Here is a 12,964-nt window from a genome sequence, read left to right as displayed (position 1 = left end):
CTGGCGGCACGCCGGCGGTATCACTAAGGCCTTGCCCACCGGGAGCCGCCCATGCGTGCCGTGTTCTTCGCCCCAGCCCTGCTGGCGGCGGGCGTGACGGCCTGCGGTTCGGGTGCGCTGCCCGATGCGCAGGATCCTGGTGGTACCGGGCCTGGCGGTACCGGGCCCGGCGCGACCGCCGCCGCTGCGCCGTTGGCCGATAACGCCCCCTTGCGCGCAGCATTGCAGGCCAGGCACTGGCAGCTGCTGCAGGCCAGCGACGCCCATGGCACCGCGTTACGCAGCCTGTTCGTTGCTGGTAGCGCACCGCTGCAACTGGACTTCAGCGACCAGCGCATCCACATCAGCCAGACCTGCAACGCCCTGGGCGCCAGCTACAGCGTGGCCGGGACGCAGCTGCAGATCGGCCGGGTGGTCTCGAGCAAACGCCTGTGCGGGCAGCCGCGCAAGATGGCGCAGGAACGTGCTGCCGGCGACCTGTTGTCCGGCCGTTTCGCGGTGACGATGGACAGTGCGCTGGCCACGTCGCAGCTGGCCCTGACCCGCAGCGATGGCACCCGCCTGCTGTTCGGCAGCACGCCCACGGCCGCCACCCGCTACGGCGGGCCCGGCCAGACACTGTTGCTCGAGGTGGCCGCCGAAACCGTGCCCTGCCCCGTCGACCCGTCGCGCGCATGCCTGCAGCTGCGCGAGCAGACGGCCGACGGCCAGCCCGCGACCGAACCCTGGCGCCCCCTCGATGGCCGGATCGAGGGCTTCGACCACGAAGCGGGCATCCGCACCTTGCTGCGCGTCACCCGGTATCCCGGCGCAGATGGTGCCCCGGTGTATGTGCTGGATCAGATGATCGAGGCCAGTGGGTAGGTTCGGGAATCCAGTGGGTAGGTTTGGGAATCGGGAGTCGGGAGTCGGGCTCTCAGCGCAGGGCAGGATTCAGTGTGTAGGTGCCATGCAGCGCGGCTTCGGCAAGTACGTGGCCCTGGATGGCCGACAGCACATCGGCGGCCGTGAAGGGCTCGGGCAGGCTGAGCTTGGCCACGTCCAGCGCGAACACGCGGAAGAAATAGCGGTGCACGCGCAGGTCGTTGAACGGCGGGTACGGTCCGTCGTAGCCCAGATAATTGCCGGCCATGTCGGGATTGCCGGCAAACCACTGCGTGTACGAATTCAGGCCCTGGCGCGCACCGGCCGGGCCGGCCGGCTGCTGCTTGCCCTTGGCCACGAACCCGTCGCTGCAACTGCCTGCCGCAATTTCATGCACGTCGGCGGGGATATCGGCCATGGCCCAATGCACGAAATCGGTGCGTGGCTGGTCCACCGGGATTTGGATATCGTCGCGGCCGACGGTCTCCGGCACGGTGGGCACATCCGGGTCCAGGCACAGCAGCGCGAACGATTGCGTGCCTTGCGGGACATCGCTCCAGGCCAGATGCGGGTTGCGGTTGGGCGCGAAGCCGTCCGGGGTACCGGCAGCAAATTCCACTGCGATAGGCTTGCCGTTTTCGATGCTGGTGCTGGTCAGACGCATGCAAAGTCTCCGTGGATCCAAGCACCCAGCCTGCCTGGATTGGCACCGCAACGGAAGCCGTCGCAGTGGAACCTTGTGTGGCACAGCAGGCGCGTTTGGTGTGCGCGTGTTGTCAGCCAATTCAGCGTGCGGCAGAGCGCAGCGAGAGTGGAGCGCGCGATGCGCCCACCAAGGCGAGCAACACGCCAAACAGCAAGCTGCACTATCCCTGGGCACGGATTGCAGGCATCGTTGAACGCCATCGGCGTCCACGCGCGCCGCGTCGTCCGGGTCTCTGGATCTCCGTAGGAGCGGACCTGGCCGCGACGGGCTTCACCGGTATCGGTAACGCCTCGTCGCGGCCGGGTCCGCTCCTACAACAGCCTTGTGCATCGGGATCTCCGGGCATGGATTGCAGGCACGCGTGAACGCCATCGGCGTCCAAGCGCGCCGCGTCGTCCGGGTCTCTGGATCTCCGTAGGAGCGGACCTGACCGCGACGGGCGTCACCGGTATCGGTAACGCCTTGTCGCGGCCGGGTCCGCTCCTACGACGGCGTCGCGCTTGCGGGATATATGCGGCGGCGGCGCGTCAGTCCTGCGGATATCCGAAGCGCACCGCGATCAGGGTGAGCAGGTCGAACTGGGCACCGAGCACGCTGCGGTAGTTGCGCCAGCGGCCGGAGGCCAGGCGGGCGGGGCCGCGTGGTTCGACCAGCGGGAAGCGCAGCCCGAAGGCCTGCTCCAGCGCGTCGGAAATTCCCTGCGGGTCGCTTTCGATGCCGTCGAGCCGGATGATCCGGTGCGGGTAAAGATCGCGCTCGTGCAACACCGCCAGTTGTTCCAGCGCGGCCAGCAACCACTCGGTGGCCTGCTGCGGCGACTGCAGCGCCAGCGGTGCCGGCGCGCCAGTCGAGAGCCAGTCCAGCAGCATGTCGCGCGGGTCGCGCAACGCGATCGCCAGCCTGCCCTCGGGCAGGTGCGGGCGCAGCGCGGTGAGCAGGGTGTTGTCCCACCACAGCAGCCAGTCGATGACGTTGCCGTCGTCGATGCCGCGACGCGACAGCTGCGCTTTCCAGCCTTCCACCAGCGCCATCGGCGCCAGCTCGCCGGACGCCAGCTGCTCGACCGTGCGGTAGCTCTGCAGCGCATCGGACGGCGGGGTGGTGCCGTAGCGATCGCCGCGCACCAGCGGAGTGGCGGCGTCCATCACCGCGATCAGGCGTTCGACATGCGAGCCGGGCGTGCCCCACACGAACAGCGGGCGCGCGGTGACGCTGTCCGGAATGCTGCCCAGCGCAGGCCATTGCATCGGCTGCCTGGCGGCCTGCGGCGGCAACGGCAGCCGGTGCTGGGCCTGTTCGCGATGGAACTGCATCCAGGTGGCCAGCGCGGCGTCGGGCTGACCGGCGCGGTCCTGCACATTGCCCAGCCACGGCCGCAGCACGGTCTGCTGTGGCGGCGGCAACGACTCGATCAACGATTCGACGCAGGCGATCGCCGCCGGCGGGTCGCGTTCCAGCAAGGCCTCGACAATGCGCTGCTCGCCGCTGATGCGGCCCGGTTCCACCGCCACGATCTGGCGCGCCACCATTTCCGCTTGGTCGGCATGACCCTGCATGTCGTGCACGCGCATCAGCGCTTCCAGTGCCGGCAGGTGCTCGGGCATGGCCAGCAGCCAGCGTTCGATCACGGCCTGCGCCTGCGGCCCGCCGACCGGCTCCACCGCCAGGCGCGCCAGCCACAGGTCGTGCGCCGTGGCCGAGGTGGCCAGTGCCGCGTCCAGCGTGTCGCGCGCATCGTCCGTCGCGCCCAGCCGTTCCCAGGCGGTGAGCAGCGCGTGCAAGGTGCGGCGGTCGGCCGGCCAGTGGGCCAGCGCCAGGCGCAGGTGCGCCACGGCCTGGTCGGGGCGGCCGGCCTGCAATTCCATCTCGCCCGCCAGCCGGCGCATGGCCGGCAGGTCGCCATCGGGTTGCGCCAGCACGCCCTGCATCGCGGTCAGCGCATCGTCCAGACGACCCTGCCGCTGGGCCAGCTGGGCGATGAAGGCGCGCAGCGCGGTGCCCGGCGGATTGAGTTCGACCACGCGCTCGAAGGCGCGCTCGGCAAATGCAAAATGCTCTTTCTGCAGATATGCAAAGCCCAGCGCGAACATCACCCGCGGGTCGTCCGGCAGTTGCTCGGCGGCGCGGGTCAGCAGCGCCAGCGCGCGGTCGCTCTGGCCGCGGCGCATCTCCACCACGCCATCGACCGCAAGCAGCTGCGGATGCTCCGGGGCCAATCGCGCGGCAGTGCGGCTGAGCCGCTCGGCCTCGTCCAGATCGTCGCGTGCCACGGCCAGGTGCGCCTGCATCACGTAAGCGTTGAACTGGTTCGGGTCCAGCGCGGTGCTGCGCGACAAGGCGGCATCGGCGGCGGACAGGTCGCGTGCAGCCAGCAGCAGGCCGGCGCGCAGCAGGTGCAGGTCGGCGTCTTCCGGTGTGAGGGCCAACGCGGTGTCGATGCTGGTCAGCGCCAGTGCCGGCTGCCCCTGCTGCTGCAGGGCCAGCCCGAGCCAGCGGTGTGCGGCGGCGCTGTCGGGCGCGCTGATCGCCCACTCGCGGGCCAGCGCCACCGCATCGTCGGCCGCATTGCGGCGCAGGGCTTGAAGAATGGCGTCTTGCATGGCGGCGGGGTGTCCAGGACAAACCGCTATTGTAACGATGCGCGCTGCGCCGCCGACCTACCTGGCAGCGGCCAGCCGCTCGGCCACCCAGCGTTCGGCGAAGCCGTCGCCACGGGCATTTTCCAGAAACCCGCAATGCCCGCCCCAGCGCGCGATTTCCAGGTGCGCATGCTCGGGCAACTGCCAGCCGGCGAAATCCTCGAACGGAATCACCGGGTCGTCTTCGGCCATCAGGATGTCCGAGGGCACCTGCAGGCCGGCCAGGCGCGCGCCGGCAATCGAATAGCTGTTGAAATACGCTTCCAGCGACCCGTGGCCGGTGTGCTGCACGGCCAGCCAGGCCATCAGCTCGCGCATGTCCAATGCCAGGGTGGCATCGTCGTAGCCGTGCTGGTCCGGAAACAGCTTGCGCTTGCGCAGCAGCGATTCGCGCCATTTGCGGCGGAAATACCAGTCGTAGAACTGCGGGCCCTTTTCCAGCTGGGTCATGGTGGCCGCCGGGTCCAGCAACGGGCACACCGCCGCCACGCGTGCCAGCGGCAGGCCGGCGGCCGGTGCGCGCAAGGCCAGCCGCAGCGCGAAGTTGCCGCCCAGCGAATACCCGGCCGCCAGCAGCTGCGGCGCAGGAAAGCGCCGCCACAGATCGCCTGCGGCGTTGACCACCTCGTCGATGCGATCGGAGTGGAACAGGTCCACGTTGAGGTGATGGGTGCCGCCGTGGTCGCGGAAATTCAGCCGGAACACCTGGTAGCCCAGGCCGAGCAAACGCGCGGCGGTCAGCCGCATGTAATTGGAATCGGCGCTGCCTTCCCAGCCGTGCAGCAGCAGCACGGTGCCGCGCACCGGCGCATCGCCGGGCGGCACGCTCATCCAGCCCTGCAGGCGCACGCCGTCGCCGCCATCGAGAATATGTTCGCGGGTGACTGCCCCGCTGGCGCTGAGCAACTGACGGCTGCGCAGGCGACGCAAGGCGCTACTGCCCAGCACCGACTGCACGTGCGGGTTACGCAGCCAGCGCGGCGGCTGGAAGTCGGAGGCGTTCATGCGCGCATTGGGCCTGGCAGCAGGACGCTGGCCGCAAGGAAGATGCGTGCGTGCATGGTCGGCTCAGGACTCCATAGCGGCGATGATGCGTTGCCGCGAGGTATCGGCCAGGCGACGACGTCCTTCGAGATCGAATGCGGCGATCGGCTCAAGGAAATGCACCTCGGCCAGCCGCGACGGCTCGCCGAGCAGGCGCACGATATTGGCGAAGAAACTCTCGCGCTCACCGAAGGCCACCACCGCCTGCGCACTGCCGCGCACGCCGTAGCGCAGCGCCACCGGCTGCACCGGCACGCCGGCCTCCACCGCTGCCTGAAAGATGCGCGCATGGAACGGGCCGACTTCGGTGCCGCCGCGGGTGCGCCCTTCCGGGAACACGCCCACCGGCTTGCCGCTGCGCAGGCGCTGCAGCATTTCCAGCAGCACCCCGCCCAGCGATTCGGTACTGCCACGCTGATGGAAGATGGTCTGGCCCTTGGTCGCCAGCCAGCCCACCAGCGGCCAGCCGGCGATTTCGCGCTTGGCTACAAAGCCCATCACGCGCTGGCTGTGCAGCATCGAGATGTCGACCCAGCTGACGTGGTTGGCCACGAACAGGGTCGCGCCGGACAGCGGCGTGCCGAAGCGGCGCAGCCGGAAGCCGAAGATGCGCATCAGGTTGCCCTGCCACCAGCGGATCATCCGCTCGTCCAGGGTGTCTGCAGGGCCGGTGCGGATGCGCGCCAGCGGCGGGGCCACCACGCACACCATGGTGATCGGCAGGCCGATGCACAGGTGCAGCAGCAGCAACGGCACCCGATACAGGTACCGGAACCAACGCGACGCGCCGCCAGCCTCGCGCGTGGCGTCCAGGGATGACTCGCTCATTCGACCAACGGGACCGGTGACAGGGAAAGGGAGCACGACGATTGTGACAGCAGCCTGGGCGCGGCGCAGCGCCGGCAGCGGATGGCGCTGTTCCACCCATGCCGTTGCCGGGCGTGCTCAGCCATTGCTGCGTGCCACCACGGCCAGGGTCAGGCGCGACACGCAGACCCGTTTGCCGGCCGGGTTCTCGATGACGATGTCCCAGACCTGGGTGCTGCGCCCCACATGCACTGCGCGCGCGGTGCCGGTGACCAGGCCGTCGGTGGCCGCGCGCAGATGGTTGGCGTTGATTTCCAGCCCCACGCACATCTGCGTGGTCATATCCACGCACAGATTGCCGGCGCTGCTGCCCAGGGTTTCGGCCAGCACCACCGATGCGCCGCCGTGCAGCAGGCCGTACGGCTGCCTGGTGCGCGTGTCCACCGGCATGGTGGCGCGCAACCAATCGTCACCGGCTTCGGTGAACACGATGCCCAGATGGTCGATCAGGGTGTTTTTGCTGGAGGCGTTGAGGGCAACGAGGTCGACGGGAGCGCGGAAGGTCATGGGCAGGGAATCGGGAATCGGGAATCGGGAATCGGGAATCGGGAATCGGGAATCGGGAATCGGGAATCGGGAATCGGGAATCGGGACAGCATCGGCGGCGCTGGGGTCTGATGCAACTGCCTTTCGGCTATCTACGGGCCGAATTGCGCCAGCGACTTTGAGCGGGTTGGCGGCGCGGCCTATTTCCGCGCGACGTGCCATTGCAGCGGCGCGCCACGGCACGATGCCCCCACCACGCGCCGTCTGCACGCCGGCCCAGGCCAGCACGCTGCAGCGATCAGAGAATCGGCACCAGGCCTGCACCGAACGCGGTCAGCATGCGTACCAGCAGCCATTTCGGCCCGACGTTGACCTCGGGGAAATCGCCCACCGCCACGTAGCACTGCCGGAACTGCGGGTCCTGTCGCTTGAGCGGGAACGGGCAGCCCGGGCCGGGCTGGAACTCGTAGTTGGTCGCATAGCGCCAGGGCCAGAAATCCAGCACCGGCAAGGCTTCTGACACCTTGCCCACGCTGTAGTTCAATCCGCTGAACAGCGGCGGTTTTTCGCGCGGAGCCACCGTCCAGGCATTCTCCGGGCTCATGTCGCGCTCGATGCTGGCCGCCAGTGCCTGCGCAAAGCGCACATCGTCGATGACGACCGCGGCCTCGGTGTTGTAGTTCTCGCTGCGCGGATCGAAGTTGTGCGTGCCGATCACCCCGATGCGGCGGTCCACCACCAGCGATTTGGCGTGCAGCCCCATGCGCGCACCGGCGCGGGTCACCGGCAGCGGTTTGTTGACCGCGCGCGTGCCCAGGAACGAAGGCCGCGTTTCGGTGCGCAACACGCGGCGATCGACTTCGCTGCCGCCGGGTGCACGGCCGCCCCCACTGCTGCCGCGAATCACGCTTCCGGCACTTGCGCGCCCGTCCCCGCCGCTGCTGCCCCGCATCGCATTGCCGGCCGCGCTGCCGCCGATCAACCGGTTGTCGCGGTTGTCGCGGTTGTCGCGGTTGTCGCGGTTGTCCTCGTTGATCTCGGAGGCGGGGTTGAGCGGATCCGGCACCAGGTTGGCATAGTCCACCGGCGCATCCAGCGGGAATGGCTTGAACTCGTACACGTTGAAGCCCAGCTCGCGCAGGTTGCGCCGTTTGAACTTGTACGAGAGCGCGTACACGATGGGATTGTCGGTGGCGGCCAGGCTATTGCTCGACACCACGACGCGCGGCGGCTGCGGGCGTTTGCGCAGATCGCGGAAGATGGCCTGGGCCTCGTCGGACAACACCAGGTACGGCGTCTGCAGCAGTACTTCCTGCTGCGCAGTGGCGATCAGGCCATCGAGTTCCGGCGCGGTGGACACCGCCTTTGCGCCATGTTCCTTGCGGTGCTTTTGCGGCAGGTCGGCCACGTACAGCACGCGCTGCACCGGCATGGCCGGGGTCACGAAGACGTCGCGGATGAACTGCGCGTCGCCTGCCTCGCGATCGACCCGCGCCACCCGCTCGGGGCGCCGGAACTGTGCCGGCGGCATCTGCGGGGCGCCCTGCTCCAGCAACAGCCGGCCGACATCGTTCAGGCGCTCGGCCGGAATGCTGCGCCGCGCGCGCCAGAACGCATCAAAATTGGCCGCCATCGCACGCACTTCCGGCCCGGCCAGAATCACGTCGCGGTCGCGGAAGTTGTACTCGCTGTCCCAGTCGTAATAGTCGTCCTGGTAATTGCGCCCGCCGACCACGCCGAGCACGTCGTCCACCACCAGCAGCTTGTTGTGCATGCGCTGGTTGAAGCGACGGAAACAGCACAGCACGCTGCCGGCATAGTCGAAGTAGTTGAGCTTGACCTTGCCGAAGGTGGGGTTGTAGATGCGCAGTTGCAGGTTGTCGTGGCTGCTGGCGAGTGCGCCCAGGATCTGCAGATCGGCGATCGCCGACAGCTGGTCGATCAGGATGCGCACCTTGACGCCGCGGCGGGCGGCGTCGGTCAGCGCGTCCAGCACCATGCGCGCGCTGTCGTCCTTGTCGAAGATATAGGTCTGCAGGTCGATGCTGCGGGTGGCGCTGCGGATCAGGTTGAGCCGCGCCACCAGCGATTCCTCACCGTGGTCGAGGATGGTGGCGTAATGCCGTGGCGCGGATGGCGTGGAGGCGGTGATGGCCTGCCCGCCCAGCGCGCGCAAGGGCGAAGGCTGGGCGCAACGGTTGGCCTGGGTGCAATCCACCACCGTGCTGCGCGCGGCAGCGGCAACACCGGCCGCGCGGTTGCGTTCGGTTTGCGACAGGCCGGCGCATCCGGTGCCGAGCAACAGGGTTGCCAGCACCAGGACCCTCAACAGGAACCTCACGGGCGCCGCGCCTCCTGCAGCCGCCCACGCAGAATGAACGTCACCCTGTCGCCCAGGGCCATCTGCCACGCATTCATTCCGTAACGTCCACGCAGGACCGTACCTCGGCTGATCACGTCGCAATCATAGCCCGGCCGTGCGCATTCAGCTGGCGCCACATGCAGGGTCTCGATGTGGGTGATTCCGCGGATGGTCAGGTTGCCGGTGATGTCGCCGCCCTGGTTGACCACCTCTTCGGCATAGGGGAGCGACTCGAATTCCACCACCGGGTAACGCGCCACGTTGAAGAAATCCTCGCCGCGCATCCAGCTGGTGTAGCGGTCCTTGCCGGGAATCTCCACCTGGGTGGCGTCCAGGCGGAAGCGCACCTGCAGGCGCCGGTCGGGCAGCTCCACCAGTTCACCGCGAAAACGGGGAAAAAAGCCCTCGATCTTCATTCCGAAGCGGGTCTTGATCTCGAACCCGAAGCGCGACTGCGCCGGGTCGATGGTGTGCACCTTCTGCTGTGCAAGGCAGGGCAGCGCGACCCAGAGCGCGAGCCAGGCGAACCAGCGCAGCGACGATGTCACGGATCAAGGCCACCAGAAGGCGGTCAGGCGGGCGATGCCCGGCTCGATGGTGGCATCCAGCGGCAGGGCCAGCAGGGCGATCGAGGCGGTCGGCATGCCGCGGTAATCGCCGGTCTGCCCACTGTGCATCAACGCGGCCAACCGCTCCAGGCCCGGGTTGTGGCCCACCAGCAGCAGCCGTTCGGCTTCGCGATGTTCGTCCACCAGGCTGGCCAGGGTGCCGGGCGTGGCCTCGTAGATGCGTTCGTCCAGCCGTTGTTCGATATAGCCGGTGAGCTCGAGGACCGCTTCCAGGGTCTCGCGGGCACGCCGGGCCGGCGAACACAGTACCCGGTCGGGCACCAACCGCTGCTCGCGCAGCCAGCGCCCGGCCGATTCGGCCTCGGCGATGCCGTGCGGCGACAACGGGCGGTCGAAATCGGCCTGGCCGGTGTCGGCCGGTTCGGCGTGGGCGTGTCGCAACAAGATCAATTCGCGCATGGGAACTTTCCGGTTAGGACTTCTTGAGCCACTTCAACAGCGGCTCCCAGTCCTGTTGATGGTCGCGCACCTGCGCCGAGCGGTAATCGAACAAGCTGCGCCCCAGCCCGGCCATGACCACATAGGCCTGGGTGTCGCGCAATTGGGTCACCAGCGGATAGGGCCAGGTACCGATCATCTCGGCGGCCTGCTGCGAGGTCTGGGTCCAGGGACGTGCGCGGTTGAGCACCAGGCCCACCGGCAGCTTGCGCTGGTGCACGCGCGGCACCTTGGCGAGCGTATTGAGAAAGCCCACCACCGCTTCGATGTCCAGCGCCGAGGACAGCACCGGCACCACGATGGCGTCGACATGGTCCAGGAAACCGCTCAGGTCGTCGGCCATGGCGCCGGCCGGGGCATCGATGATCAGCTGGTCGGTGCCATCGGGCACCGCGGCCTGCCAGTTGCGGCGCTTGGTGGCATCGATCGGCAGCACCGCACTTTCGAGACTGGCGCGACGCTGCGCCCAGCGGGTGGACGAACCTTGCGGATCGGCATCTGCCAGCACGGTACGCTGGCCCTGCAACGCCGCGTGTGCGGCCAGATTGGTGGCGATCGTGGTCTTGCCGACGCCGCCTTTGGAGGCGGCCACCAGGACTGTCTTCATGCACGCCTCGCTTCCGGGAGCAAGCCGGCAGCGTACACCGCACCTGGGTGAGGAAGTAGTCGAAAGGCGTTAAACGTCGAACGGCGGGAGGTGTCGCAACGCAGCATCGCTCGCCGGCAACGTAGCCGACGCAGGCATGCGGCGGCCAGCAGGTTATCTGGACTACTGGACCGCTGCGCTCGGCTGCCACTGCGCAGGCGGCTGCGGTGCAAGGCCTTGACGCTGCACCAGCGCGCGCAATGCAGGCACCTCGCCTTGCGTCAGGAGGGCGTCCAGATCGATGGCTTGGTCGGTGGCCGTGGGCGCGCGGCGTTGGTATTGCTGCTGCAGCCACTCCAGCTCTCGCAGCCGCGCCTGCCAGCGCGTGGCGTCGGCACCGCTGCTCAATGCGGCCATGCGCCTGGCGCCGACCATGGCCGTCAGCATGGTCGACTCGTCATTGGCCACGCTGTTGAACACTGCCATGCATTCGTCGCGCAATGCGGGCGTAGCGACATTGGAAGTGCAGCGGCGCACCACATCGCCTAACGCGGGAAGTGCATGTGCAGACCAGGCGCCCATCACGAACATCGCGGCCATGCCCGCGCCGGTGGAAGGCAGGCCTTGCACGTCGAGTTGCGAGCGCAAGCTGACCGAGGTCAGCGATGGCCATTGCACGTCATCGTAGGTGGCATGCAGGGCGTTGCCAAGTTCCAGCGCGCCGCTGTCGAAATGATCCGCCTGCACCGCCGCCTGCCAGGCGCGTTCGGCACCCGGCTGATCGCCGCGACGCATTGCAGCGGCGTAGGCACGCAGGTGCACATCCGCATTGCCGGCATCGGCCTGCTCCAGGAAGGCAAGCGCTGCGTCTGGATCGCAGCGCAATCCGGGCGCGCAACCGACTGCTTCCATCCGCGCCACCATCGGGTCGCGCGGCCGCGCGTCCAGGGCGCGCTGCAGCCAGACGCGCTGGATGGGCGCGCAGCCTCCCTCTGCGGCGGGCGCGGTGTCGTCGTGCTCGGAATCGGCCCACAACAGACCGGCCAGATACAGCTGCCTGGGATCACCGCTGGCCGCCATGCTGCGCAGGCGTGCCTGCATGGTCTGGCCGACCTGCTGCGCCCAGTGATCCACGACAGGGTCATTTGCCGGAGCCGATAAATTGGAGGACGGCACCGAGGCGGCATGTGCCATGCAGACGCTACCAATCCAAAGCAGCGTACTGCCGATCACGCGATATCCGTACATGTGTTGCTCCTGTCCATGTGATGGTGCACGTTGTTGAGATCAGCATTTCATAAGGGTTGAACCGCATCAAGCTACCAGCTGCGCCAGCAACCAGGCCCACGCGGGCAGCGTGAGCAACGATAGCAAGATGCTGTAGCCGACCATCGCTGCCGCCAGACGCGGGGCCAGCCGATGCGAGATGGCCAGCGCGGCGGCGGTGATCATGGTGGGCATGGCCGATTCGAGCACATTGGTCTGCAGCAGCAGGCCGCGCAGGCCAAGCGCCCAGGACAACGGCAGCGCCAGGACCGGCATCACCGCCAGCTTGAACACCAGGCCGACCGCCAGCGGCTTGAGTTCGTCGGCAGGCAGACGCAACTGCAGCGAGAAGCCGACCGCCAGCATGACCAGCGGCAGCATGGCATCGGCCAGGCTCTTGAGCCCGGAGCCGATCCAGGCCGGCGGCTGCTCGGGCATCAACGTCAGCGCGAACAGCAGCGCCCACAGCGGCGGGAACTTCAGCACCCGGGTCAGGATGGTCCTGGCGGTCGGTGGGGTGTCGCCACTGTAGCGCGCCAGCACGTACAGCCCGAAGGTGGACAGCAGCACGAAGGTGCCGAACTGGTCGTAGACCACCGCATACGGCAAGGCCTGATCGCCAAGCAGTGCGCGCACCATCGGAAACCCGATGAAACTGGAGTTGGTGAACACCACGCACATCAGCAGCGCGGCGTAGTCGGCACGGCCCAATCGCAGCAGGCGGCTGCAAGCCCACAGCAGCGGCACGATGATCGCGGTGAGCAGCCACGGCGTGGCGATCACCCCGCCCAGCGAGGCGTCCAGGTGCAGGCGCGGCACGTAGGTCAGCACCGAGGCGGGCAGGCAGATGTACAACACCACGCGATTGAGCACGTCGGCGCTGTTGTCGGGCAGCACCCGCAGACGGGCGAACAGCAAGCCAAGGCCCAGCATCGCCAGGATCAACGCGAAGGCATCCACCGCCATGCGGGGTCAGGTCCATTGGAAACAGAGGCACAGGATCGCATGACGCAACGCGGGCGTCGGCAGAGCGCTGGCGTGGGGCGCGCTGACGCGAGGCGCGGCACGCAATTCGGT

General features: G+C 68.1%; 12 protein-coding genes. 1 reads left to right on the top strand and 11 read right to left on the bottom strand.

Annotation, left to right across the window (positions count from 1 at the left end; translation table 11 throughout):
- Positions 1-51 precede the first annotated feature (51 nt).
- A complete protein-coding gene (locus ACCQ12_RS01065) occupies positions 52-864 on the top strand; it encodes an META domain-containing protein (RefSeq protein ID WP_372382731.1) in 813 nt (270 codons plus the stop codon).
- A 52-nt stretch (positions 865-916) separates the two neighbouring features.
- Here the strand turns inward: ACCQ12_RS01065 and ACCQ12_RS01060 are convergent, their stop codons facing one another.
- The 11 genes from ACCQ12_RS01060 to ACCQ12_RS01010 form a co-directional block, all read right to left on the bottom strand.
- Positions 917-1,528 carry a YbhB/YbcL family Raf kinase inhibitor-like protein gene (locus tag ACCQ12_RS01060; protein ID WP_104580243.1) on the bottom strand — a complete coding sequence of 204 codons (612 nt, stop codon included), beginning with the start codon at positions 1,526-1,528 and terminating at the stop codon, positions 917-919.
- Between the two features lie 569 nt (positions 1,529-2,097).
- On the bottom strand, positions 2,098-4,170 hold the full coding sequence (locus tag ACCQ12_RS01055) for a tetratricopeptide repeat protein (RefSeq protein WP_372382730.1): 2,073 nt from the start codon (positions 4,168-4,170) through the stop codon (positions 2,098-2,100).
- Between the two features lie 57 nt (positions 4,171-4,227).
- A complete protein-coding gene (locus ACCQ12_RS01050) occupies positions 4,228-5,214 on the bottom strand; it encodes a YheT family hydrolase (protein ID WP_039415099.1) in 987 nt (328 codons plus the stop codon).
- A 63-nt stretch (positions 5,215-5,277) separates the two neighbouring features.
- The gene (locus ACCQ12_RS01045; RefSeq protein ID WP_372382729.1) at positions 5,278-6,177 is read right to left on the bottom strand and encodes a lysophospholipid acyltransferase family protein; all 900 of its coding nucleotides are present in this window, start codon (positions 6,175-6,177) and stop codon (positions 5,278-5,280) included.
- 21 nt (positions 6,178-6,198) lie between these two features.
- The gene (locus ACCQ12_RS01040) at positions 6,199-6,627 is read right to left on the bottom strand and encodes a hotdog fold thioesterase (protein ID WP_039415093.1); all 429 of its coding nucleotides are present in this window, start codon (positions 6,625-6,627) and stop codon (positions 6,199-6,201) included.
- A gap of 277 nt (positions 6,628-6,904) precedes the next feature.
- Complete coding sequence (locus ACCQ12_RS01035) at positions 6,905-8,947, bottom strand: phospholipase D-like domain-containing protein (RefSeq protein ID WP_372382728.1); 2,043 nt, start codon at positions 8,945-8,947, stop codon at positions 6,905-6,907.
- Entirely contained in the window at positions 8,944-9,516 is a 573-nt protein-coding gene (locus ACCQ12_RS01030; RefSeq protein WP_104580248.1) for a YceI family protein, read from the bottom strand. The genes ACCQ12_RS01035 and ACCQ12_RS01030 overlap by 4 nt, the downstream gene beginning before the upstream one ends.
- A gap of 3 nt (positions 9,517-9,519) precedes the next feature.
- A complete protein-coding gene (locus ACCQ12_RS01025; RefSeq protein WP_005992684.1) occupies positions 9,520-9,996 on the bottom strand; it encodes a SixA phosphatase family protein in 477 nt (158 codons plus the stop codon).
- Between the two features lie 13 nt (positions 9,997-10,009).
- Positions 10,010-10,642, bottom strand: coding sequence for a nucleotide-binding protein (locus ACCQ12_RS01020; protein ID WP_005992682.1), 633 nt, complete (start codon positions 10,640-10,642; stop codon positions 10,010-10,012).
- Between the two features lie 162 nt (positions 10,643-10,804).
- Positions 10,805-11,869: a hypothetical protein gene (locus tag ACCQ12_RS01015; protein ID WP_372382727.1), complete on the bottom strand. Its 1,065-nt coding sequence runs from the start codon at positions 11,867-11,869 to the stop codon at positions 10,805-10,807.
- A 66-nt stretch (positions 11,870-11,935) separates the two neighbouring features.
- Positions 11,936-12,853 (bottom strand): AEC family transporter, encoded by a 918-nt coding sequence (locus tag ACCQ12_RS01010; protein WP_047695559.1) that lies wholly within the window; start codon positions 12,851-12,853, stop codon positions 11,936-11,938.
- Positions 12,854-12,964 lie beyond the last annotated feature (111 nt).

Source organism: Xanthomonas sp. NCPPB 1068 (assembly GCF_041479385.2).
Lineage (GTDB): Bacteria > Pseudomonadota > Gammaproteobacteria > Xanthomonadales > Xanthomonadaceae > Xanthomonas > Xanthomonas cannabis.
The sequence above is the reverse complement of the archived record's forward strand: the minus strand, read 5'-3'. Positions and strand labels throughout refer to the sequence as shown.